The 21,404-nt window shown below is 63.9% G+C and carries 26 protein-coding genes and 1 tRNA gene; 9 read left to right on the top strand and 18 right to left on the bottom strand.

What is annotated here, in order from left to right:
- Window position 1 precedes the first annotated feature (1 nt).
- A complete protein-coding gene (locus AC04PH_RS06700; RefSeq protein ID WP_483064967.1) occupies window positions 2-1,819 on the top strand; it encodes a M3 family oligoendopeptidase in 1,818 nt (605 codons plus the stop codon).
- Between the two features lie 4 nt (window positions 1,820-1,823).
- On the opposite strand, the gene AC04PH_RS06695 is transcribed toward AC04PH_RS06700, so the two are convergent.
- The 8 genes from AC04PH_RS06695 to AC04PH_RS06660 all read right to left on the bottom strand — a co-directional run bounded on the left by AC04PH_RS06695 (window position 1,824) and on the right by AC04PH_RS06660 (window position 8,673).
- The gene (locus AC04PH_RS06695; RefSeq protein ID WP_483064966.1) at window positions 1,824-2,093 is read right to left on the bottom strand and encodes a DksA/TraR family C4-type zinc finger protein; all 270 of its coding nucleotides are present in this window, start codon (window positions 2,091-2,093) and stop codon (window positions 1,824-1,826) included.
- Window positions 2,093-2,359 carry a DUF4389 domain-containing protein gene (locus tag AC04PH_RS06690; protein ID WP_483064965.1) on the bottom strand — a complete coding sequence of 89 codons (267 nt, stop codon included), beginning with the start codon at window positions 2,357-2,359 and terminating at the stop codon, window positions 2,093-2,095. Before AC04PH_RS06690 ends, AC04PH_RS06695 begins: the two co-directional genes overlap by 1 nt.
- Window positions 2,359-3,327 carry a Gfo/Idh/MocA family protein gene (locus AC04PH_RS06685; protein ID WP_483064964.1) on the bottom strand — a complete coding sequence of 323 codons (969 nt, stop codon included), beginning with the start codon at window positions 3,325-3,327 and terminating at the stop codon, window positions 2,359-2,361. Before AC04PH_RS06685 ends, AC04PH_RS06690 begins: the two co-directional genes overlap by 1 nt.
- Before the next feature lie 135 nt (window positions 3,328-3,462).
- On the bottom strand, window positions 3,463-4,359 hold the full coding sequence (gene rpoH, locus AC04PH_RS06680) for an RNA polymerase sigma factor RpoH (protein WP_483064963.1): 897 nt from the start codon (window positions 4,357-4,359) through the stop codon (window positions 3,463-3,465).
- Window positions 4,360-4,537: 178 nt separating this feature from the next.
- The gene (locus tag AC04PH_RS06675) at window positions 4,538-5,566 is read right to left on the bottom strand and encodes an RluA family pseudouridine synthase (RefSeq protein WP_483064962.1); all 1,029 of its coding nucleotides are present in this window, start codon (window positions 5,564-5,566) and stop codon (window positions 4,538-4,540) included.
- Window positions 5,567-5,618: 52 nt separating this feature from the next.
- Window positions 5,619-6,656 (bottom strand): ABC transporter substrate-binding protein, encoded by a 1,038-nt coding sequence (locus AC04PH_RS06670; RefSeq protein ID WP_483064961.1) that lies wholly within the window; start codon window positions 6,654-6,656, stop codon window positions 5,619-5,621.
- Window positions 6,626-8,011, bottom strand: a complete 1,386-nt coding sequence (locus tag AC04PH_RS06665) for a sensor histidine kinase (RefSeq protein ID WP_483064960.1) — start codon at window positions 8,009-8,011, stop codon at window positions 6,626-6,628. Before AC04PH_RS06665 ends, AC04PH_RS06670 begins: the two co-directional genes overlap by 31 nt.
- A complete protein-coding gene (locus tag AC04PH_RS06660) occupies window positions 8,008-8,673 on the bottom strand; it encodes a response regulator transcription factor (RefSeq protein ID WP_483064959.1) in 666 nt (221 codons plus the stop codon). Before AC04PH_RS06660 ends, AC04PH_RS06665 begins: the two co-directional genes overlap by 4 nt.
- A gap of 136 nt (window positions 8,674-8,809) precedes the next feature.
- Between AC04PH_RS06660 and AC04PH_RS06655 the strand changes: the two genes are divergently transcribed.
- Genes AC04PH_RS06655 through AC04PH_RS06635 form a run of 5 tightly spaced genes read left to right on the top strand, consistent with a single transcriptional unit; the run spans window position 8,810 to window position 13,366 of the window.
- Complete coding sequence (locus AC04PH_RS06655; protein ID WP_483064958.1) at window positions 8,810-9,775, top strand: Bug family tripartite tricarboxylate transporter substrate binding protein; 966 nt, start codon at window positions 8,810-8,812, stop codon at window positions 9,773-9,775.
- 1 nt (window position 9,776) lies between these two features.
- Entirely contained in the window at window positions 9,777-10,226 is a 450-nt protein-coding gene (locus AC04PH_RS06650; RefSeq protein WP_483064957.1) for a tripartite tricarboxylate transporter TctB family protein, read from the top strand.
- A complete protein-coding gene (locus tag AC04PH_RS06645; protein WP_483064956.1) occupies window positions 10,226-11,731 on the top strand; it encodes a tripartite tricarboxylate transporter permease in 1,506 nt (501 codons plus the stop codon). Before AC04PH_RS06650 ends, AC04PH_RS06645 begins: the two co-directional genes overlap by 1 nt.
- Before the next feature lies 1 nt (window position 11,732).
- The gene (locus AC04PH_RS06640) at window positions 11,733-13,067 is read left to right on the top strand and encodes an acyclic terpene utilization AtuA family protein (RefSeq protein ID WP_483064955.1); all 1,335 of its coding nucleotides are present in this window, start codon (window positions 11,733-11,735) and stop codon (window positions 13,065-13,067) included.
- A complete protein-coding gene (locus AC04PH_RS06635; protein WP_483064954.1) occupies window positions 13,064-13,366 on the top strand; it encodes a DUF4387 family protein in 303 nt (100 codons plus the stop codon). The genes AC04PH_RS06640 and AC04PH_RS06635 overlap by 4 nt, the downstream gene beginning before the upstream one ends.
- 180 nt (window positions 13,367-13,546) lie before the next feature.
- Here the strand turns inward: AC04PH_RS06635 and AC04PH_RS06630 are convergent.
- From AC04PH_RS06630 to AC04PH_RS06620, 3 genes are all read right to left on the bottom strand, one after another.
- Window positions 13,547-13,623, bottom strand: a tRNA-His gene (locus AC04PH_RS06630).
- 43 nt (window positions 13,624-13,666) lie between these two features.
- The gene (locus tag AC04PH_RS06625) at window positions 13,667-14,527 is read right to left on the bottom strand and encodes a DMT family transporter (RefSeq protein ID WP_483064953.1); all 861 of its coding nucleotides are present in this window, start codon (window positions 14,525-14,527) and stop codon (window positions 13,667-13,669) included.
- Window positions 14,524-15,006, bottom strand: coding sequence for a GNAT family N-acetyltransferase (locus AC04PH_RS06620; protein ID WP_483064952.1), 483 nt, complete (start codon window positions 15,004-15,006; stop codon window positions 14,524-14,526). The genes AC04PH_RS06625 and AC04PH_RS06620 overlap by 4 nt, the downstream gene beginning before the upstream one ends.
- An 81-nt stretch (window positions 15,007-15,087) precedes the next feature.
- On the opposite strand from AC04PH_RS06620, the gene AC04PH_RS06615 reads away from it, so the two are divergent.
- Complete coding sequence (locus AC04PH_RS06615; protein ID WP_483064951.1) at window positions 15,088-15,279, top strand: DUF6324 family protein; 192 nt, start codon at window positions 15,088-15,090, stop codon at window positions 15,277-15,279.
- 145 nt (window positions 15,280-15,424) lie between these two features.
- Here AC04PH_RS06615 and AC04PH_RS06610 read toward each other — a convergent pair whose 3' ends face one another.
- Together AC04PH_RS06610 and trpS are read right to left on the bottom strand one after the other, a co-directional pair.
- Window positions 15,425-15,922: a VOC family protein gene (locus AC04PH_RS06610; protein ID WP_483066161.1), complete on the bottom strand. Its 498-nt coding sequence runs from the start codon at window positions 15,920-15,922 to the stop codon at window positions 15,425-15,427.
- A gap of 91 nt (window positions 15,923-16,013) precedes the next feature.
- On the bottom strand, window positions 16,014-17,033 hold the full coding sequence (gene trpS, locus AC04PH_RS06605; RefSeq protein ID WP_483064950.1) for a tryptophan--tRNA ligase: 1,020 nt from the start codon (window positions 17,031-17,033) through the stop codon (window positions 16,014-16,016).
- An 88-nt stretch (window positions 17,034-17,121) separates the two neighbouring features.
- Between trpS and AC04PH_RS06600 the strand changes: the two genes are divergently transcribed.
- Window positions 17,122-17,817, top strand: coding sequence for a rhomboid family intramembrane serine protease (locus AC04PH_RS06600; RefSeq protein ID WP_483064949.1), 696 nt, complete (start codon window positions 17,122-17,124; stop codon window positions 17,815-17,817).
- Here AC04PH_RS06600 and AC04PH_RS06595 read toward each other — a convergent pair.
- Window positions 17,811-18,275: an MmcB family DNA repair protein gene (locus AC04PH_RS06595; RefSeq protein ID WP_483064948.1), complete on the bottom strand. Its 465-nt coding sequence runs from the start codon at window positions 18,273-18,275 to the stop codon at window positions 17,811-17,813. The two genes, AC04PH_RS06600 and AC04PH_RS06595, sit on opposite strands and share 7 nt — an antisense overlap.
- A gap of 201 nt (window positions 18,276-18,476) precedes the next feature.
- Between AC04PH_RS06595 and AC04PH_RS06590 the strand changes: the two genes are divergently transcribed.
- Complete coding sequence (locus AC04PH_RS06590) at window positions 18,477-18,617, top strand: hypothetical protein (RefSeq protein WP_483064947.1); 141 nt, start codon at window positions 18,477-18,479, stop codon at window positions 18,615-18,617.
- 274 nt (window positions 18,618-18,891) lie between these two features.
- Here AC04PH_RS06590 and AC04PH_RS06585 read toward each other — a convergent pair whose 3' ends face one another.
- The 4 genes from AC04PH_RS06585 to ribB all read right to left on the bottom strand — a co-directional run bounded on the left by AC04PH_RS06585 (window position 18,892) and on the right by ribB (window position 21,383).
- Window positions 18,892-19,176 (bottom strand): hypothetical protein, encoded by a 285-nt coding sequence (locus AC04PH_RS06585; RefSeq protein ID WP_483064946.1) that lies wholly within the window; start codon window positions 19,174-19,176, stop codon window positions 18,892-18,894.
- A 79-nt stretch (window positions 19,177-19,255) separates the two neighbouring features.
- Window positions 19,256-19,723 carry a transcription antitermination factor NusB gene (gene nusB / locus AC04PH_RS06580; protein ID WP_483064945.1) on the bottom strand — a complete coding sequence of 156 codons (468 nt, stop codon included), beginning with the start codon at window positions 19,721-19,723 and terminating at the stop codon, window positions 19,256-19,258.
- Window positions 19,720-20,253 (bottom strand): 6,7-dimethyl-8-ribityllumazine synthase, encoded by a 534-nt coding sequence (locus AC04PH_RS06575; protein WP_483064944.1) that lies wholly within the window; start codon window positions 20,251-20,253, stop codon window positions 19,720-19,722. Before AC04PH_RS06575 ends, nusB begins: the two co-directional genes overlap by 4 nt.
- The gene (gene ribB, locus AC04PH_RS06570; protein WP_483064943.1) at window positions 20,253-21,383 is read right to left on the bottom strand and encodes a 3,4-dihydroxy-2-butanone-4-phosphate synthase; all 1,131 of its coding nucleotides are present in this window, start codon (window positions 21,381-21,383) and stop codon (window positions 20,253-20,255) included. Before ribB ends, AC04PH_RS06575 begins: the two co-directional genes overlap by 1 nt.
- Between the last annotated feature and the right edge of the window lie 21 nt (window positions 21,384-21,404).

Genomic DNA, 21,404 nt, shown 5'->3' with positions numbered 1-21,404 from the left:
CATGAAATCCATCCGTCCCGTGTTCGATGCCGAAACCTCTGGTGGGCAGTCCTTTGGTGACCTGCCCGAATGGGATCTGACGGACCTTTACCCGTCCGAGGACAGCGCCGAACTGAAACGTGACATGGATTGGCTGGAGGGCGCCTGCGCCGATTTCGCCGGTGATTACGAGGGCAAACTTGCATCCCTCGACGCCGCGGCCATGCTGGAGGCCATGACCCGCTACGAGAAGATCGAGCAGATCATCGGGCGCATCATGTCCTACGCGGGCCTGCGCTATTACCAGATCACCACCGACCCGAAACGCGCGAAATTCATGTCCGACTGCCAAGACAGGATCACCACGCTCAGCACGCCGCTGGTGTTCTGGGGACTGGAATTCAACCGGCTCGACGACGATCACGTCGCGGGGCTGCTGGACGCGAACGCCGATCTGGCGCGCTACAAGCCCGTGATCGACCGGATGCGCGCGATGCGCCCGCACCAGCTGTCGGACGAGCTGGAAAAATTCCTGCACGACCAATCCACCGTCGGGGCATCCGCCTGGAACAAGCTGTTCGACGAGACCATGGCCGGGCTGGAATTCGACGTGAACGGCGAGACCCTGAACCTTGAGGCGACACTGAACCTGCTGACCGATCAGGACCGCGCCAAGCGAGAGGCGGCAACGCACGCGCTTGGCCGCGTCTTTCAGGACAACATCAAGATCTTCGCCCGCGTCCACAACACACTGGCCAAGGAAAAGGAGATCGAGGACCGCTGGCGCAAGATGCCCACGCCGCAGACCGGCCGCCATCTGTCCAACCATGTCGAGGCCGAAGTGGTCGAGGCGCTGCGAGATGCCGTCGTCGCCGCCTACCCGCGCCTGTCGCATCGGTATTACAAGCTGAAAGCCAAGTGGCTGGGGCTGGACCGGATGCAGACATGGGACCGCAACGCGCCCCTGCCGATGGAATCCGACCGGCTGGTCGATTGGGACGAGGCCCGCAAGACGGTGATGGACGCCTACGCCGATTTCGACCCGCGCATGGCCGATCTGGCAGAGCCGTTCTTTACCAAGGGCTGGATCGACGCGCCGGTGAAGCCCGGCAAGGCCCCGGGCGCGTTCGCCCACCCCACGGTGACGAACGTGCATCCTTACGTGATGCTGAACTATCTGGGCAAACCGCGTGACGTGATGACGCTGGCGCACGAGTTGGGCCACGGCGTGCATCAGGTGCTGGCCGCCGAACAGGGTGAATTGCTGTCGTCCACCCCGCTGACGCTGGCCGAAACCGCATCGGTGTTCGGCGAGATGCTGACCTTCCGCAAGCTGCTGGAGGGGGCCAAGGACCAGGAAGAGCGTAAGGTCCTTCTGGCCGGCAAGGTCGAGGACATGATCAATACGGTCGTGCGCCAGATCGCGTTCTACGATTTCGAATGCAAGCTGCACGCCGCCCGCGCCGAGGGTGAACTAACGCCCGACGACATCAACGCGCTCTGGATGTCGGTGCAGGCGGAGTCATTGGGCGACGTGTTCGATTTCCACGACGGATACGAGACTTTCTGGGCCTATATCCCGCATTTCGTGCACTCACCGTTCTACGTCTATGCCTATGCTTTCGGCGACGGCCTCGTGAACGCGCTTTATGCGGTTTACGAGGAAGGCGACGCCAATTTCCGCGAAAAGTATTTCGACATGCTCAAGGCCGGCGGGTCCAAGCACCACACCGAGCTGCTCAAGCCCTTCGGCCTCGATGCGTCGGACCCGAAATTCTGGGACAAAGGGTTGTCGATGATCGAAGGCATGATCGACGAATTGGAAGCGATGGAGGGCTAAGGCCCTACTTCAGCTGACTGTCCTTGGATCCGCGGCGGTTGATGCCGCCGCGCGCCTTGTAGGCACCGTCGCGTTCGGTCTGGCAGTCGATGCACAGCTTCACGCCCGGCAGCGCCGCGCGGCGCTTCTCCGGGATCGGTTCCTCACATTCGGCGCAGAATGCAAGGCTCTCGCCCTGCGGTCCCTTGCGGGCCTTCAACCGCGCCAGTTCATCGGCGATCGACGCCTCGATCTGTTCGGAGACCGCGCCGTCCTTCGCCCAGCCGCCCGCCATCAGTCCAGTTCCGTCCAAGGCCAGGGTTTGACCTCGCTGCCCGCGGTGAGGTAGCGGACAGCCTTGGCCATCCAGACCCCCATGGTGGTGCCGAATTCCTGCAACTGTTCGTTGGGTTCACGCTTGTTGAACAGCATGATCACGAATTGCGCGATGGTGAGGACCCACAGCAGCGACTGGGCGAAGCTCAGCAGCACCGCCACGATGATCATCCAGATCAGGCGTTGCCACATGGGTTCGAAATCGGATGTGTCCGGGTCCTGCATCAGCCCTGTCCTCCTGCTGCGAATACCATGTCCATCATCTGCTGCGTGCCGCGAGAGAATTCAAGCGGGCAGGCGTAGTCTTCGCCATCCTGCGTGGCGCGGCAGAACGCCTCCACTTGGAGCACGTAGTGGTTCGCGGCGGGCCAGCGTTCGGTGACCACGCGCTGCCCGTCGTTTTCCAGCCGCAGCGATGCGACGTCGTGAAGGTTGGCGTTGTAGGGGCAGGTCAGGGTCAGCACGCCCGCATCGCCGTGGAACGTGATGTGCTGGCGCGGGTGCATCCGCATCGACACCAGCCCGCTAAAGGTCGCCTCTCCCAGAGCGGCGGTCACGAGCGCGGTCGCGTCGATGTCGTTTTCCCATGTCAGCCGGGCATCGTGAATGGCGGTTACGTCCTGCCCGGTCACATAACGTGCCGCGCCGAAATTATAGACGCCGATGTCGCGCAACGCTCCGCCGCCAGTTTCGGGCCGGTTGCGAATATTGGCACCGTCTGGGTTGTTGTAGCTGAACGCCGCATCGACGTGCATCACACGGCCGATGGCCCCCGACTGCACCAGATCGCGGGCGCGGGTGAACTGCGGGTGATGCACGATCATGAATGCCTCTGCCGCCAGCTTGCCCGCCTTGTCACGCGCGGCGATCAGGCGGTCGAAATCATCCGCCTTCATCGCGATGGGCTTTTCGCACAGGACGTGCTTGCCCGCCTCCAGCGCCTTGATCGTCCATTCCACATGCAGGTGATTGGGCAGCGGGATGTAGACCGCGTCGATGTCCGGATCGTTCAGCAGGGCGTCGTAGCTGTCGATCACGCGTAGATCGGCCGCGAAGGCGCGGAAGCCGTTTGCCTTATCCAAAGACGAGGTGGCCAGCGCCGTCAGCGCGGCACCTTTTGCCGCATGGATCGCCGGGGCCATATGGTCCCGCGCGAACTTTGCGGCACCCAGCACGCCCCATCTGACTGTCATCGTGTGCCTCCCATCCTGTAGGCAAAACGTTAGCGCCAAGCGGCGCGGAATGAAAACCCGCAGCGCGGTGTCGACCAAGAAAAATCCCCGTCGGCGGCACCGACGGGGATCATGCATTTCAGACTGCGGGGCGGATCATGCCGTCTCCAGCATGCCCTTTTCCTTGGCCAACGCATGCATCCGCTTTTGCAGCTTCTCGAACGCGCGCACCTCGATCTGGCGGATACGCTCGCGGGACACGTCGTATTGCCCGCTCAGGTCTTCCAGCGTGATGGTCTCGTCCGCCAGACGGCGCTGGACCAGAATATCCTTTTCGCGATCATTCAGCACATCCATCGCTTCGGCCAGCAGCGCGCGGCGGGTGTCCAACTCGTCATGCTCTTCGTAGTCAGCGGCGGTGTTGGCGCTTTCGTCCTCCAGCCAGTCCTGCCACTGCATCGTGCCTTCGCCTTCGGACCCGACGGTCGCGTTCAACGATGCATCGCCGCCCGACATCCGCCGGTTCATCGAGATCACCTCGTCCTCGGTCACGCCAAGGTCGTTGGCGATGCGCTGCACGTTTTCGGGCCGCAAATCGCCGTCTTCCAGTGCACCGATGCGGCTTTTCGCCTTGCGCAGGTTGAAGAACAGCTTTTTCTGAGCCGACGTGGTGCCCAGTTTCACAAGGCTCCACGACCGCAAGATATATTCCTGGATCGACGCGCGGATCCACCACATCGCATAGGTCGCAAGGCGGAAGCCCTTTTCAGGGTCGAAGCGTTTCACGGCCTGCATCAGACCCACGTTCGCCTCCGAAATTACCTCGGCCTGCGGCAGGCCATAGCCGCGGTAACCCATGGCGATTTTCGCGGCGAGGCGCAGGTGCGACGTCACCATTTTGTGCGCGGCCTCGGTATCCTCGTGGTCGACCCAACGCTTGGCCAGCATGTATTCCTCTTCCGGCTCCAACAGCGGAAACTTGCGGATTTCCTGCATGTAGCGGTTGAGTCCCTGTTCCGGCGACGGGGCCGGCAGATTTGCATAATTGCTCATGTTTTTCACGTCTCCCCGCCCGTGCATCAGCGTGATGTTTACGGGCTTAACATGCATATGGGCGCAACTTCGGCGGCTTTCAAGACCAATACGCCGGTTTCGTTGCCTTCATATGAACAAACAGCTTGCGGAAAAACAGGTTCCGAAACGCAATGTCACGCAGATGGGACGGGATGTTTCAGACGGCATGGCCCAGGTCGCGCACCAATATGGCCATATCCTCGGGCATTGTGGCATCGAAGGCCAATGCCGCCCCCGTGACCGGATGCTTGAACCCCAGTTGCGCGGCATGTAGCGCCTGTCGCGGGAATGCCGCTGCCGCCGCCACACCGGCATCGCCCACCGCCTTTGGCGACAGTTTGCGCCGCCCGCCATAGACCGGATCGCCGATCAGGCTGTGGCCGCAATGGGCCAGATGCACCCTGATCTGATGCGTGCGCCCGGTTTCCAGCCAGCATTCGATCAGTGCCGCTGCCGGGGGGTCGCCCAGCGGTGCGACGATCCGCGCCCGCGTCACCGCGTGCCGCCCCTGATCGAAGGACACCGCCTGCCGCTGCCTGTCGGTGCGGTGGCGGCCAAGAAAAGTCTGCACCTTCAGGATATTGCCCGGCTCGAAGGAGGTGCCGCGCACACCGCGCAGGCGCGGATCGTTTGAAGACGGCAAGCCATAACACACCGCAAGATAGCGCCGCGCAACACTGTGATCGGCGAATTGCGCCGCCAATCCGTGATGCGCGCGGTCGGATTTCGCGGCGACCAACAAGCCGCTGGTATCCTTGTCGATCCGGTGCACGATGCCGGGTCGCTTCATCCCTCCGACGCCCGACAGATCGTCGCCGCAGTGGTGGATCAGCGCGTTGACCAGCGTGCCGGAGGGTGTGCCGGGGGCCGGATGCACGACCATGCCCGCGGGCTTGTTCACGACGATCAGGTCGGCATCCTCGAACACGACATCAAGCGCGATATCCTCGCCTTCGATATGGCTGTCCTCGGCTTCGGCCACACTCACGTCGATCCGCGCGCCCGCATCGACACGGTGGCGCGGGTCGGTCACTACCTGCCCGTCGACCTGCACCGCCCCCTCCGCGATCAGCTTGCCCAAACGCGAGCGTGACAGCGCCGCATCCTCGGGCACGTCGCGCGCCAGCGCCTTATCCAGCCGGGGCGGCGGATTGTCCGCGATCTGAAATGTCACAGTCTGCATCATGCGCCCGCCCTAGCCGCAAATCGGCCCCGTCGCCAGCCCCCTTGCCGCCCGCTCAGGGTTGCACCACGGCCGCGCGCCATTCCTCAAGAAAACGCTGCCGCATCAGCGGATCGACGAACACCAGCAGACCGGGGTCGAGCCGGATCGGGCGCAGGTGCGGGCCTTCCGCCAGTGCCGCCTCGTTGATGCGCGGCAGGCCGGTTTCGTCCTCGATCAGGCGCTGGCCCTCGTCCGACAGCAGGAAATCCAGAAAGGCGGCACCGGCGTCCGGGTCAGGCGCGCTTACCGGGATCAGGGCGGTGCGCAGCAGCACGTGCGTGAAATCCTGCGGTGCCACGATGATCGCATCGCCGTCGGCGGGCAGACGCGCGGCGGCATAGCTGCCCAGCACGTTCAGCGCAACGAGAAGTTCGCCGGTCTGCACGCCCGCGATCATATCGCCGCTGGCCGCGTAAAGCTGCGGGTCCAGCCCACCCATGACCTCGGCCAGACGCCAGCTTGTGTCCGATTGCCGCGCGTCCTGGGTCGCAAACAGGTATCCCGCCCCGGACCGCTGCGGATCATAGGTGCCGATACGGCCCTCGAAGCGCGCGGGATCGCGGCGCAACAGGTCAATCAGATCGGCGCGGGTGTGCGGGATCGGCAAGCCGCGCAGCCCGTCCCGCGACACCACCATCACCACCGGCTCCTGCGCGAAGGCGAACAGCTGATCCCGCCACCGCGCCCAACCGGGCAGCAACGCCACCGCCGCACTCTGGTGGCTGCGGGCGAAACCGTCGTTGGCGAGTTTCAACTGCAGGTCCATGGCCGAAGAGATCGCGAGGTCGAAGGCCGCGCTCTCCTGCACCGCCGCGAAAACGTCGCGGCTGTTGGCGACGGCATAGCGGATGGTCACATCCGGGTTCGCGGCCTGAAAGGCGGCGATGACCGGGGCGAACGCTTCTGTATCGGTGGTCGAGATGATGGCGAGCGTGGCCGGTCCCGATCCCGGAAACAGCGATTCCTCCTCCAGATCGTAGGCTGTGGCGATGCCACCCCAGACCGCAACGGCCAAAGCCGTCAGCCAAGCGGCAAAATCAGTTCGGCGCATGTGCCGCCTCCTTCCCTGTCGGTGATGGTGAATTGCCCGCCCACCGCGCGGGCCACATCGCGCACGATTGTCAGGCCAAGGCCCGAGCCGATCACATCCGTCACGTTGGCCCCGCGCGCGAACCGGCCCGACAGTTGCTGTCCGCTGCCGCCATCCAGCCCCCGACCCCGGTCCTTGACCGTAATGACGGCGCGCGAACCGCTGCGCTGCAAGGCGATCTCGATCCGGCTGTCGGCAAAGGAGTATTTGATCGCATTGTCGATCAGGTTGCGCAGGGCGCTTTCCAGCAGCAGCCGGTCGAACCGCAGGGTGATCTGGTCCGCCGGCAGGACGATGTCGAGCATGATGTCGCGCATGTCGGCGGTCGGCTGAAACGTATCCGCCACATCGCCGATCAACGGCCCAAGCGCCAGCACTTCGTCGCTGCGCTGATCGGTGCGATACACCACCGTCGCGTGATCCAGAAGTTGCCCGGCAGACCGCGCGCTGTCGTCCACGGCCCGGATCACGTTGCGCAGCGTGGCGCGCGTTGCATCGTCATCGGTCTGGCGCAGGGCAATTTCGGCCTGCGCGCGCACGGTCGCCAGCGGCGTGCGCACGTGATGGGCGGCTTCTGTGATAAAGGTCTCTGTCCGGGTCAGCGCGCCGCGCAATCGCGCGATAAACCCGTTCAGCGCATCGGTCAGAGGCGTCAGCTCATGCGGCACCTTGCGCTCAAAGGGCCGCAGGTCCTGCGGGCCGCGTCGCCCCATGGCCGCGGCAAGCCCGGCCAACGGCCGCAGCACGGCCCGCGCGGTGAGCAGCGACAACACCGCGGCAAAGGCGAAAAACCCCAGCCCGAGGCCCGCGGCACGATTGGCCATCCGACTGCTGATTGCGTCCTGCGTCGTGCGGGTCTGCGCCACCAAGACCTGCACCGTGACCTGCCGTTCGTCGATCAGCACGCGCCGCGCCACGGCGCCGACGCGCACCACGGTGTCCTGATAGGCGGTCGTGTAGAATTCGGGCGTCAGCCCGCCGGGCGGGGTGTCCGGCACCGGCAGGTCGTCATAGCCCGTCACGGTCTCGTCCCCGATCAGGATGCGATAGAACACGCGGTCCTCGCCGGTCGATCCCAGCATCGAAAACGCGGCGTAGGGAATATCGACAGTCAGCCCGTCCGCCCCGCCGCGCAGCTCTTCCGCAATCGCGACGGTCGCGGCCCCCAGAATACTGTCCTGCGTGGTTTCCACAGCGGCCTCGGCCACCGTGCGGACCGAGAGATAGAGCAAGGCCGACAGCACCGCCGCCACGACCAGCAAGGAGAGAATCAGACGCTGGCGAATCGACCCCGACGGGCTGAAAATGCCGGTCATGTCGCGGTCAGGCGATAGCCGACGCCACGCACGGTTTCGATCCGGGTCGCCGAGCCCTGCAGCTTGCGGCGCAACCGGCCGACATAGACTTCGATCGCATTGTCGGTGACGGCCTCGGAGGCGGACAGCAGCCGGTCGCACAATTGTCCCTTGGAGAAAATCCGGTCAGGGGCCGCGACGAGGATCTCGAACAGGCGCAATTCGCGGTTGCGCAACTCGCGCGCCTCACCAGCGACGGTCAGCGTCGCGGCGAGCGGATCGAACGTCAGATCGGCGAAGGTCAGCGCGGTCTGTGCCGCCCCACCGCGCCGCCGCAGCACCGCACGAACACGCGCTTCCAACTCCATGAAATCAAAAGGTTTCGTCACATAATCATCGGCCCCGGTATCCAGCAGCGCCACCCGGTCCGAGACAGCAGAACGCGCCGTCATGACGATCACCGGGGTGTCTCGTTTGGCGCGCCTGTGGGCCGCCAGAAAATCGCGTCCGTCGCCGTCGGGCAGCATGATGTCGAGCAGGATCAGGTCATAGCGCGCGCTGGCCATGTGGTCCTCGGCCTCGGCCAGCGACCGGGCCCAGTCCACGGCGTGCCCGTCCAGTGTCAGCCGGGTTTGAACCGATCCTCCCAGATCATGATTATCCTCGACCAGCAGGAACCGCATGATCCTTACTCCAAAATATTTCGGCCCGTGACAGGTTGCTGTCAGGTTGCGGTCAAATGATGATGTCATGCAAGGGGGCCACGCGGCGGAGGAGCCGCGCCCGCCTTGATATGTGACTACTGGGAGGAACCATCACATGAAAAAGACGCTTCTTGGCGCAATCGCCGCCAGCGCACTCTTCGCCTTTTCGGGCACAGCCGCCTATGCGACCGAATGCATCGCACCCGCCAACCCCGGCGGCGGCTGGGATTTCACATGCCGCCAGATCGGCAAAATCCTTTATGACATCGGCGAAGTCGACGCCCCCGTGCAGATCACCAACATGGCCGGTGCCGGCGGTGGCCTCGCGTTTTCGACCGTGGTGAACGAACGCTCCGACGACAATGATCTGATCGTCGCGGCCTCCTCGGCCACCACGACACGTCTGGCCCAGAACGCCTATGGCGGTGCGACCGCCGATCAGGTGCGTTTCGTCGGTGCGATCGGTGCCGATCCCGGCGTGATCGTCGTCGCGGCGGACAGCCCCTACCAGTCGCTCGAGGATCTGGTCGAGGCGATCAAGACCGATCCGTCCTCCGTCGCCTTTGCCGGTGGGTCCGCCGTCGGCGGCTTCGATCACCTCAAGCCGCTGCAGGTTCTGAAGGCCGCCGGTTTCGACGACATCACGCAGGTGAAATACATTGGTGTCGATGGTGGTGCCGACGCGATCACCCAGACTGTCGGTGGCTTCACACAGGCGATGACCGGCGATATGTCGGAAATCGTGGGCTTCCTCGACGCCGGTGAAATCCGCGTTCTGGCCGTGCTGACCGAAGAGCGTGTGCCGGGCTTCGATGACATCCCCACCGCGATGGAGCAGGGCTATGACGTCGTCGCCGTGAACTGGCGTGGCCTCTATGTGCCCAAGGACATCTCGGACGAGGAATTCGAGGCTTGGGGCGCGAAACTGCAAGCCGTGGCCGACAGCGCCGAATGGCAGCAGGCCATGGAAGACAACGGTCTTGCACCGTTCACCAAGGTCGGTGGCGATTTCCAGAGCTGGATCGACGGTGTCGTCGCCCAGACCGAGGAACTGTCCCGCGAAATCGGTGTGATCCAGTAAGATGTCGCGCTTGTCAGACCGCATCTTCGGTCTGGCCATGATCCTTGTGGCGCTCGTGTATATCGCGAGCGCCATGCAGGTTCAGGTCAGTTTCCTTGCCGATCCCGTAGGCTCCAAGGCCTTCCCCATCGGCGTCGCCTCCATTGCGATCATCTGCTGCGTGGTGATGATCCTGCGCCCGGATGAAGAACCCGACTGGCCCGAACTCTGGACGGTTTTTTCCATCGGTATCTCTATCGTGCTGCTTGTGGGCTATTCCTACGCACTCAAACCGATGGGCTTTCTGATCCCCACGGCCATCGTCGCAGGCGCGCTATCCTACCAGATCACGCCCAGCGCAAAGGGTGCGGTACTGGCAGGGCTGGGCCTGTCTGCAGGGCTGTTCATCCTGTTCAAATTCATCCTCGATCTGGGCCTTCAGGGCTTTCCGAAAACATGGGGCCTCGTCTGATGGATATTCTTGCAAACCTGTCGATGGGCTTCGGCATCGCGCTGTCACCCTATACGCTGATGCTTGCCGTGCTGGGCTGTTTCATCGGCACCATCGTCGGCGCGCTGCCGGGCCTCGGCCCGTCGAACGGCGTGGCGATCATGATCCCGCTGACGTTTTCGATGGGGCTCGACGCGGTCTCCGCCCTCGTCCTGCTGACCGCGATCTACTACGGCGCGATGTACGGCGGACGGATTTCGTCGATCCTGCTGAACATCCCCGGCGATGAACCCGCCCTGATGACCACGCTCGACGGCTACCCGATGGCCAAGGCGGGTCGCGCGGGTGACGCGCTGGTCATCTCCGGCTTCGCGTCGTTCATCGGCGCGTTTCTGGCGACCATCGGCCTGATGCTGCTGGCTCCGCTTTTGTCCCGCGTCGCGTATCAATTCGGCCCCGCCGAATACTTCGCGCTTTACCTGCTGGCGTTCTCCACACTTGGCGGGATTTCGTCCAACAACCAGGCCAAGGCAGCACTTGCCTCCTGTATCGGCCTGATGATCGCGATGATCGGGCTTGACCCGAACTCCGGCCTGCCGCGCATGACGGGCGGCAACCTGCATCTTTATGACGGCATCGACTTCTTGGTCGCCATCGTGGGTCTCTTCGCCGTATCCGAAATCTTCTTCTTCATCGAAAGCCACGGAAAAGCCTCTGCCGTCGGCATCAAGATCGATAAGGTGCGCGTGCCGTGGAAGGAACTGTGGTCGACCCGATGGACGATGCTGCGCTCGTCGGGACTGGGGTTCTTTGCGGGCGTCCTGCCCGGGGCCGGTGCGTCGCTCGGCAGCTTCATGACCTACATGATGGAGAAATCCATCGCCGGTGAAAAAGGCGGGTTCGGCACAGGCGTGGCCAAGGGCGTGGCTGCCCCCGAGGCCGGCAACAACGCCGCCGCCGGTGGTGCGCTGGTGCCGATGCTGACGCTGGGCGTGCCCGGCTCCGGCACCACAGCCGTCCTGCTGGCCGTGCTGGTGACGCTCAACATCACGCCCGGCCCGACGCTCTTCACCGAACGGCCAGAGGTCGTCTGGGGCCTGATCGCGTCCCTGCTGATCGCCAACTTCGTGCTGCTGGCGATGAACGTGCCGATGGTCAAAATCTTCGTGAAGGTCCTCAGCGTGCCGCCCGCGCTTCTCTTGCCGGGTGTCACCATGGTCAGCTTCGTGGGGATCTACTCGCTCACCGGTAGCTATTTCGATCTGCTGCTGGTCGTGGCCTTCGGTGTGCTGGGGTATCTGCTGCGCAAGCTCGACATTCCGACGGTGCCGGTGATCCTGGGTATCCTTCTGGGTCACCAGATGGAGAAACAGTTGCGCGATGCAATGGTGCTGTCGGACGGCGACTGGACGTATCTCTTCTCCTCCGGAATCGCGACCGGGCTGATCATCGCCTCTGTCGTAGGCTTCGTCGCGCCGATCTTCCTTCGGCGCATCCTGCGCAAACCGCAGAGGATCACCGACTGACATGACCAAGGTTCTGGTTCCATCGGGCGCACTGGGTCTCGGCTATGATGCCGAGGCCCTGGCGCGCGGCGTCGCCCTGAAACCCGACCTGATCGCCATCGACGGCGGGTCCACCGACAGCGGGCCATCCTATCTGGGGCGCGGCGTGTCGAAATATGCCCGCGCCAGCACCAAGGCGGAATGGGCGGGGCTGATCCACGCCCGCGCGGCTGCCGGTTGCCCGCTTGTGATCGGCACCGCAGGCACCTGCGGCACCGACAGCACCGTGGACTGGCTCGTCGACATCACGCAGGAAATTCTGGACGAATCCGGCCTGACCGCAAAGATCGCCACGCTGAAATCCGAACAGGACCCGGCACAGATCACCCGCGCACCCATCACCCCCCTGCCCGGCGCTCCCGACACAACGCCGGCGCTGATCGCCGACTGCACCCATATCGTGGCGCTGGCCGGGGCCGAACAGATCACCGCCGCGCTGAAAACCGGGGCCGACATCATCATCGCGGGCCGCACGACGGATACCGCCATCATCGCCGCACTGCCGATCATGAACGGCGATCACGCAGGTGCTGCATGGCACGGGGCCAAGGTCGGCGAATGTGGCGCGCTGTGTGCCACCAACCCGCAGTCGGGCGTGATCATGGTGGATTTCGACTCCAAGGGTTTCACCGTCACGCCGCTTGCGGACGGATCGCAGGCCTCGCCGCACACCGTATCGGCCCACATGCTCTACGAAAACTCCGACCCCTTCATCCTGCACGAACCCGGCGGCCATCTGGACGTCACGGGTGCAACCTATACCGCCGTCGACGAAACGTCGGTGCGCGTGGAAGGATCACTTTGGGTGCCGTCGGACACATACACCGTTAAACTCGAAGGATCGCGCATCGCGGGCCATCAATGCATGGTTATGGCCACGATCCGCGACGCCCGCTACGTGGCCAACGTGCAGGCCTGGTGCGACGATATCGCCGTGAAGCACCGCGCCAAGGTCGCGGATCGGCTCGGTCCCGATGCCGATTTCAGCCTCGACCTGCGGATCATCGGCCAGAACGCCACGCTGGGGCCGCTGGAAAACCGCACGGCCGATCTGGTGGAGGTCGGTGTGATGGGCGTCGTCACCGCCGCCGATCCCGATACCGCGCATGATGTCGCGCGCCTGCTGAACCCCTACCTGCTGCACCACCCGCTGACCCGCGACGAGGAACAGCCGACCTTCGCGTTCCCCTTTTCCCCGGCAGAGGTCCCGCTCGGTCCGCTCTACAGCTTTGCGCTGCACCACGTCATGCCACTGTCCGACTCGATGGAGGCCTTCCGGCTGGAGGTGCTCCCATGACCACCATCGCTGACGTCGCGCAAAAGGTGCGCTCGAAAAACGCAGGGCCGTTCTGGCTGACCATCGACATTTTCTGCGGCGCGCCCGACCCTTATGCGCGGATCGTGCAAGGCGTGTCGACCGACCGGGTCGCGGCGCTGTTCGGCGCGGACCCCGCCCAGATCAAGCGCTTCGATATCGACAGCCTCAACGTCGTGAAATTCAGCCTGCCCCGCCCGCAGATCCAGGGCAGCCTGCACGACCGCGACATGCACGGCGCCGGCTGGGCCCCGTTGCTTGCGGAACTGACGCTGAACTGACGCGCACTGTCCCTGCATCACTTTGCCTGAAATACTCAAAAAAGGCGCACAGCGCCCGTGCCGCGCGCAGCGCGGCACCCCCTGCGACCGCGACAGCGGGCGCAAATCCTCCCCGCCATGCCGGTGCACGTGCTGTGCACGCCCGGTGCACGTAACTCATACACGCCAAAAATGGTGAAGTGGTACCACCTCCTGGTCTCGAACCAGGGACCTCTTGATCCACAATCAAGCGCTCTAACCAACTGAGCTAAGGCGGCACTGGGGCGGATTTAGCGGCTCGTCGCCATGATTGCAAGACCCTCAGCCGTGCGAAGTGACCGCCAGCGTGCCCCCCGCCAGCACCACCGCGATCCCCGCCGCCAGCGTCCCGGTCAACGGCTCGCCCAGTGCCAGAACGCCGAAGATTGCGGCCGTGACCGGCGACAGTACAAGCAACGTCGTGGCCAGCGTCGCGGGCGCGTGACGCAGGGCCGTCAACCACAGCAAGTACCCGACACCGCTCGACAATCCGATAAAGACGACGATGGCCCAGCCCTGCTCATCCAGGTTGGCGATCTGCCGGATCGGCGCCTCGATCCACATCGCCAGCCCCAGGCTGACGACCGCTGCCGCCATCGCGACGAAACCGATCTGCAATGTGGGGTAGCGCTGCAGGTAGGGCCGGTAGAACACGGCACAGACCGCACCGCAGGCGGCGGCGGCAAGCACCAGCGCGGCACCGGCGGCATTCACCGGGATCAGGCTGCCCGACAGCGTGACCGCGACCCCGGCCACCGACAGCGCGACCCCGCAGAACCGCTGAACACCAAAGACCTCCTGCCCCAAAACCGCCGCCAATCCCAGCGTCATCACCGGGAACGTCGCGAAGATCACCGCCGCCGGACCCGCACCTATCGACTGCAGGCCAAAGTTCAGAAGTGCGATCAACAGGCCGAACTGCACCACGCCCAAGGCCAGCACCGGCAGACGGTCCGCCCGGGCAAGTGGCGCGAACCCGGCCTGCCGGTACAGCGGCCAGAGGACTGCGACAGCCACGGCGTACCGCAGAAACGCCAGCGTCAACGGCCCGACATCGTCGGCCACGGCGCGGGTGGCGACCATGGCGGCACCGACCTGCACGCCGGTCAAACCCGCAGCCCACAACCCGCGGGAGAGGCTCACAAATCCCGCTCCCAAGTCTGTTCCACCACAGGAACACCGAATGACTGCGTCGCCCTACGGTTCGTCAGCACAAAGCCGTTGCGCGCATAAAGCCGGCCCGCCGCGCGATGGCTTTCATGGGTCCACAATTGCATCCGGGTGAAGCCCGCGCCCCGCGCAAAATCCATGCAGGTGTCGAGTAGCCGCTGCGCCAGCCCGGTGCCTCGGGCCTCTGGCGTGATCAGGAACAGGCGCAGCTTGGCCGTGGTCTCGTTCAAACGCACGCAAAATATGCTGCCGTACCGGGTGCCGCCCGCTTCAGCGATCCAGCCCGCCTCGCAGGCGGGGTCGTGATCAGCGTTGAACGCGTCCAATATCCCGGCCACCAGATCGCCGAAGCTGACGTCGAATCCTTCGTCACGCGCGTAGAGCACCCTGTGCCGGTCGACCAGCCAGTCGGTATCGGATGGCATGAAGGGGCGCAGCGCGACGGATTGCATAGGGTTCGATACCGCCCGCAGACTTGCCAAACAAGCCTGCGCCGCGCTATCGACACGCACCAGCGCAAAGGAAACCGGACCATGGGTATCAACGACGAAAGCGACGTCACCGCCAACATGCAGATCGGTCCGACCGATCAGGGTATGGTCCGGCTGTTCGTAGAGGCGGACGGTTCCGAGATACCGATGGATTTCGAACCTGACGAAGCGCTGGAGATCGCCGAAGAGATCAAGGCCGCCGCCATGGCCGCGCGGGCGGTCAAGACACGCTGAATGCAAAACGCGCCCCGGGCAGTGCGGGGCGCGTTTCATGCAAGCCGGCAGCAGGCCAGGGTCACATGATGCGGATGATCGGGACAGGGGATCATCCCCCGCGCCGGGGTCACGCGGGCTGACCCCGGTATAGCGCCAAGAGGTGTCAGTTTTGTGACGTCTCTTGCGGATATGCGGCCAGAAGTGCTGCGACATCCAAACGGCGATTGACCATCGTCAGCGCGCCGCCCGCATCACGCGGCCAGTCGGCACCCGGGCGATCCACATAAAGTTCCACCCCGTTGCCGTCGGGATCGTCGAGATAGACCGCCTCCGACACGCCATGATCGGCGGCACCCGTCAGCGCATGCCCGGCCGCCAGCACGCGGTGCACTACAGCCGCCAGCGCCGCGCGGTCGGGGTAAAGGAACGCCGCGTGGAAAAGCCCGGTATGCCCCGGTGGGGGCGGTGTGCCGCCCAGACTGTCCCAGGTATTCAGCCCGATATGATGGTGATAGCCGCCCGCCCCCAGAAACGCGGCTTGGTCACCATGGCGCAGCGTCAGATCGAAACCCAGCACATCGCGGTAGAACCCGATTGCCCGGTCAAGGTCCGCCACACGCAGATGCACGTGCCCGACCATCGGCGTAGTGGATGAAGTCATCATGGCGAAATCCTTTCGCCACGAAGATAGGAAAACCCGCAGCCGCCACAAGTCACCCCCGCGCAGCCTTGCTGTGCGCGGATGCGCGGGGTCAGCCCCTTCGGAGCAGGCCCACGATGTCGTAGGTCTTGTGCAGGATGGGTTCGGCCAGCGCGCGCGCCTGATCGGCACCGTTCGCCAGCACCCGGTCGATCTCGGCGGGGTCGGCCATCAGTCGGGCCATTTCCTCACCCATGGGTCCAAGTTTCGCAACCGCCAGATCGGCCAAGGCGGGTTTGAACCGGCCCCAGCCTGCGCCCGCATATTCCGCGATCACGGCTTCCGGCGTCTCGTCGTTCAACGCAGCATAGATGTCGACCAGATTGCGCGCCTCCGGACGGTCCTTCAGGCCGTCCAGCGTGTCGGGCAAAGGCTCCGGGTCGGTCTTGGCTTTCTTGAATTTCTTCGCGATCAGGTCAGGACCATCGGTCATGTTGATCCGCTCCATGTCGCTCTCGCCCGATTTCGACATCTTTTTCGTCCCATCACGCAGATTCATCACGCGGGTCGCGGGGCCGTCGATCACGGGCGTGGTTTCGGGGAAGAAATCCACCTTGAAATCATGGTTGAACTTGTTCGCGATATCGCGCGTCAACTCCACATGCTGCTTCTGGTCCTCGCCCACCGGCACGTGGGTCGCGTGATAGAGAAGGATGTCGGCGGCCATCAGCGCCGGGTAGGCATAAAGACCAAGCGATACCTTTTCGGCGTTCGATCCGGCCTTGTCCTTGAACTGTGTCATGCGGTTCATCCACCCGACGCGGGCGACGCAGTTGAATATCCAGGCCAGTTCGGCGTGCTGGGCGACCTGGCTTTGGTTGAACAGGATCGAGGATGTGGGATCGAGACCGGCGGCCAGATAGCCCGCCGCCACCTCGCGCGTGGCGTTTGCCAGTTCCGCCGGGTCCTGCCAGACTGTGATCGCGTGCATATCGACGACGCAATAGACCGTTTCCATCTGCCCCTGCATCCCCACGAAACGCTTGATCGCGCCCAGATAATTGCCCAGCGTCAGCCCGCCCGACGGCTTGATCCCGGAAAACACGCGGGGGGTGAAGGTGGTCTGTGTCATGGCGCTGGCGTCCGCTCTGGTGATGTGCTTGAAACTCGCATACCCATGCCAGACAGGATGCGCAGTTTCAACAGGACTTGAGCCCGCCATGATCGACCCAGATGCTGGATTTGAACCGCCGGTGAATCCGCTGCCGCCCGTGATTATCCTTCTGACGCTTGTGATCGTCGTGGTCGAGGGCGCGATGTCTTTGGCCGAGGCGGGACTCATCGGCGGCGCGCGCGGGATCGGCTGGCGGTTGGCGGCCCTGCAGGACTACGGCTTTTCGCCGGTTGTACTGGAATGGATGATCGCGCGCAGCGACTACAGTTTCGATATCCTGCGGCGCTTCGTGACCTACGCCTTCGTACACGGGTCGTTCACGCAGGCGCTGTTTGCGGCTGCCCTGCTGCTGGCCTTGGGCAAGTTCGTGGGCGACGTGTTTCGCGCGCTGCCGACACTGATCGTCTTTTTCGGCACGACGGTCATCGGTGCGCTGGTTTTCGGCCTCGTCGCGGCGGACACATCGCCGCTCTACAGCGCGTTTACACCGGTTTACGGCATGATCGGGGCCTATACCTATGTGGTCTGGATGCAGCTGGGCGAGCGCGGCGAGAACCGCCTGCCCGCGTTCCGGCTGATCGGGTTTCTGCTTGGGTTGCAACTGCTGTTCGGCGTGATTTTCGGCAGCAACCAGATGTGGATCGCGGAGCTTGCTGGTTTCGTTGCGGGCTTTGCGCTTTCGCCGCTGTGCGCGCCGGGTGGTTGGACCGCACTTGTCGCGCGTCTGCGGCAGCGTCAGTAGGCCCCCGGCAAGACCAGCCCTGGGTCGCGCGCGGCCTGTGCACGCACCGCGGCATGACGCGCAAATTTCTGAATCATCACCTTGCGCCGCGCTGCTGCCAGTTTCGTTTCCGGCCCCATGCGGATGATTTCAGCGTCATAGCCATCAGCGATGATCAGGCCGGTTTCATCCGGGAGCAGGTCGGTCGGAAAATCGGTATCGACGGCCCAGAAAAACCGGTCGCACCATGCAAGATAGCCCTGCCATTTCGAATCCGACTGGAAATCGGCGCGGCTGGACTTGCACTCGACGATCCAGACCTCTCCCTTCGGGCCCAGCCCCATGACATCGACACGCAACCCGGATGTCGGCACCAGTTCCTCGACGCTGACAAAGTCATGGCTGCGCAGATGGCGCGACACGCCCCGCGCCAAAAGCTGGCCGGGCGTCAGAAGCGGAGGCTGGATATCGTCGGGCATGGAAAAATTGTGAACAATTCATGAACAAAAATCAAGACCGACATTGCGCCGATGCTCTGGGACGAGCCTGACCGCCGTTCAGACAACGCCCGGATTGTGGCGATTGCCGTTGCGCCACGTCACAATTGCTCATGGTTCGGCCATGATCTTGGCAATTTTGGTGCCGATTAACGGTGCAACGCATCACAATGGAGCTGCCCCATGTCCCTGCTTGCCACATTTCTGTCCGACGTGACGTTCATCGACGTCTGCGCGGCGCTTGTCACCGTCGCGGTGATCGAGCGGGCCCTGCTGCGCTTTGCCCCCGAAACCTGGCTTTCGGCCACCGGCCTGAACACCTGAATTCCTGCCTGCGGCCTTGCAAGCGGCGCCAAGGCGTCCTACCTCAAGCGGTGGCGGGCTTCTGCTCTTCTCGTGTCAGACGGGCTACATTCCAGTGGCCTTAAGCAAATCCGAGGGAGCTGGCTCTGTCCGGGCCCTGGTCCGGTTATCTGGCGCCCACCTGTATATACAGGTCCTCGGGAATAAGCCCCGAACGGTCGCTGCGGTTCCCGCCACTTAATCCACAGCCCAGCGCGGTCCGGTGCGTCAAACGCCGCATGCCAGCGCTAGCGTGTCAGAACGTCCCGCCCGATGCGGCGTCACTGCCCAGCGCATACATCACGCCAAGGATGGCACCCCCGACAAGCACGTGATCCCACGCGATATCGGCCCGGAACGGGGCGGATTGGTGCGACGGGGCGGTAACGAGACCGGACTGCGGCCCGACCGCCGTCAGCGGCGCATCCGCGATCACCACCGGCGGGACGACAGCAGGGTCGGACAATTGCGGCAACGGACCGTCCGCCCGCGCGTCTGACCCCACGAGTATCGCGCAACAAAAGCCGATCCTGAACCACATCGCTCACTTCCTTTCTGGAATGGATGCGACGGGTTTGAACGAAATGTCTGAGAATAGGGTTAAGCGGCCCGTGGTCCGATCAGAATTGATCCGGCTGCGCGGCGCGGGCCATGTGGTCGAGCACCGCGTTGACGAACTTCGGCTCTTTCCCGTCCGGAAAAAACGCTTCTGCTACGGACACAAATTCCACGATCACGACTTTCGGCGGCGTGTCCTTCATCATAAGCTCGGCCCCGGCTGCCCGGAACAGCGCACGCAGCGTGGGGTCGATGCGTGCGATCGGCCATTTCGCCACCAGCGCCTTGTCCGTCATCTGGTCGATGGCGGCCTGCTCGTCGACCGCCTTTTCCATCAGTGCACGAAAGGTTGCGGCATCGCCTTCCTGCATCTCCGCGCCCTCGTAGATCGCACCGAAGCGATGATCCTCGAATTCGCGCATGACCTGATCGACGGTTTGCGACGCGGCCTCCATCTGGAACAGCGCCTGCACGGCGTATAGCCGGGCCGCGGATTTCATCTTCCGCTTCTGATTGTTGGACAATGTCATGCAGTCGGGGTGCCTTTTTGCGCCAGCAGGATCTCGCTCGTGAATCCGACGCTCTTGTCGGGACGGCCCCACTTACGGGCGAGCGCGATCAGGTGCAAGGCCGCGGCAGCGGCCCCGCCACCCTTGTTCTGGTCTGCAGGGTCCGCACGCACAGCGGCCTGTTCATAGGTTTCGACCGTCAGGATACCGTTGCCGATACACAGCCCCTGCAGGCCGAGCAGTTGGATCGCGCGCGAACTGTCGTTGCAGACGGTGTCGTAATGTGTCGTCTCGCCCCGGATCACGCAGCCAAGGGCGACATAGCCGTCAAAATTGCTCATCCGGTTGGCGATGCCGATGGCGGTGGGAATTTCCAGCGCGCCGGGCACCTGCACGATGTCGTGTGTGGCCCCCGCCTTTTCGATCTCGGCCACGGCACCTGCAACCTGATGATCGGCGATGTCCTTGTAGTAGGGCGACGACACGATCAGCAGCTTCACCGGCCTGTCGAAGTCCGGCAGCGGCATGATGTGATGTGAGATACCTGCCATCAGCCAAGCTCCGATATCTTGCGGGTGCCGACGATGTCGAGGCCGTAGGCCTCCAGCCCGACCACCTTCGGCGTGGGCGAATTCGTCAGCAGGATCAGGTCCGACAGACCCAGCGACGACAGTATCTGCGCACCAAGCCCGTATTGGCGCAGGGTTTTGGGCGAGACCTCGTCCGTGACATCCAGTTTCATCGAGGTGTCGCGCAGCAGCACGACGACGCCGCGGCCCTCGGCGGCGACAGCCTTCATCGCGTCGCCAAACTCCGCAGCCCGCCCCGCAGGCCCGGTTCCGATCACGTCCAGCATCGGGTCCATCGCGTGCATCCGCACCAGCACCGGTTCCGGGGTCGAGATGTCACCTTTGGTCAGGACGATATGCTCGTCGCCGTGCGCCTCGTCGGTGTAAACCTTCATATCCCATTCGCCGCCGAACTCCGACGTGATGGTCTCGGTCGAGCGGACGCGCACCAAATTGTCGTGGCGGCGGCGGTAGGCGATCAGATCGCTGATGGTCCCGATCTTGAGGTTATGCAACTGCGCGAAAGCCACCAGATCGGGTAGCCGCGCCATTTCGCCGTCGTCCTTCATGATCTCGCAGATCACACCGGAGGGGTTGAGACCGGCAAGCCGCGAGATATCGACCGCAGCCTCCGTATGCCCCGCCCGGACCAGCACCCCACCGTCGCGGGCGCGCAGTGGGAACACGTGACCCGGCGTCGCGATATCCTGCGCGCCTTTGGTAGCGTCGATCGCGACGGACACGGTGCGCGCGCGGTCAGCGGCGGAGATGCCCGTCGTCACGCCTTCGCGCGCCTCGATGCTAACGGTAAAGGCAGTTTCGTGCCGCGAAGAGTTCTGCGACGCCATGAGAGAGAGGCCCAGCGCGTCGATCCGCTCTCCCGGAAGCGTCAGGCAGATCAACCCGCGGCCATGCGTGGCCATAAAGTTGATCGCATCGGGTGTGGCCATTTGTGCGGGGATCACAAGATCGCCCTCGTTCTCGCGATCCTCGTGATCGACCAGCACGAACATGCGGCCATTGCGGGCGTCGTCGATGATTTCCTCGATGCTGGAAATCGCATCCGACCAGTCCTGCTCCACAGGTCCCGGCGTTTCGAAAGTCGTGGTCATGGCGCATCCCGTGCTAGGTTG

The sequence above is a fragment of the Yoonia sp. KMU-150 genome, from assembly GCF_056858355.1.
The sequence above is the reverse complement of the archived record's forward strand: the minus strand, read 5'-3'. Positions and strand labels throughout refer to the sequence as shown.